Genomic DNA, 1,018 nt, shown 5'->3' on the forward strand with positions numbered 1-1,018 from the left:
CTGTAGAAACCACTCTTAAAGAAGCTACAAATATTGATGGTGTTGAGCATGGAATAACTTTTGGGAGAGACGAAAATGGTCAAATAACCCAAGCACCTATGCGTGATGGAGGTGTTTATAATGTACCTGTTACACAAAATTGGCCAGGCGCATTCGCATCTGTTCATAATCATGTGGCTAATACTCCTTTATCTACTGGGGATATCTATTCTGCAATAAAATTGATTTCGAACAACCCTAATTTTACAACATCATATATTAATTTACCGGATGGCAGCTCTTATAGTATTGTCGTAACAGACCTTGCTTTGGCTCAAAATTTTATTGATAAGTATCCAGCGGATCAAATCCCTGGTTATTCTCCTGAATTTCCTGATGCAATACATAATGAACTACAAGATCTTAAAGATTATTTTGGTTTTGACTTAAGTGGTAGAACAAATGCTCTAGCTTATATTTTACAAAAATACGATGCGGGTCTCCAAATTTTAAAAGAGGATGATATGGGAAATTATGATGCAATCACAGTCAGAATAAAAGAAAATCTTGACGGTTCTAAAACGTATGAATTTATTAATTGTCCTTAAATTAAAAAAGATGAAAAATATAATAAGACTAATCATAATAACTATGATATTTTTAAACTCTAGTTGTAAGAGTATAAAAATGGTAAAAACAACAAATGATATGTTTTTACTTAAAGAAAAAGAATCTGAATTTATAAACAAACCATTGAAAAAATTATTAAAAGAAATTGAGCCTAAAATTAAAACAGGTGTAGGAAATAATGAAGCTGGACATTTTTATTTTTATTTCAAGTTTATTTCTTTAGAAGAACGACTAAAAAACCTGGGAAAATATGATGATAAAGTATCGTTATTTGTATATGTGAAAGAGCCTATTGACTGGGTATGGGATAAAAGACCCAAAGGGAATGAACAAATTTGGACAAAAGAGGATGCAAAAAAATATGGAAATCTTATTGTAACTAGGATAAAAGTAATTAATCAACCCAAAG

2 protein-coding genes are annotated in these 1,018 nt (G+C 30.6%); both read left to right on the forward strand.

Going from position 1 to position 1,018, the window contains the following annotated elements:
* On the forward strand, positions 1 to 587 hold a 587-nt coding region (locus B6A10_RS16240), incomplete at its 5' end, for a hypothetical protein (protein ID WP_188221706.1).
* Positions 588 to 597: 10 nt separating this feature from the next.
* A partial coding sequence (locus B6A10_RS16245) for a hypothetical protein (RefSeq protein ID WP_188221707.1) occupies positions 598 to 1,018 on the forward strand: 421 nt, incomplete at its 3' end.

Source organism: Flavobacterium pokkalii (assembly GCF_014596575.1).
Lineage (GTDB): Bacteria > Bacteroidota > Bacteroidia > Flavobacteriales > Flavobacteriaceae > Flavobacterium > Flavobacterium pokkalii.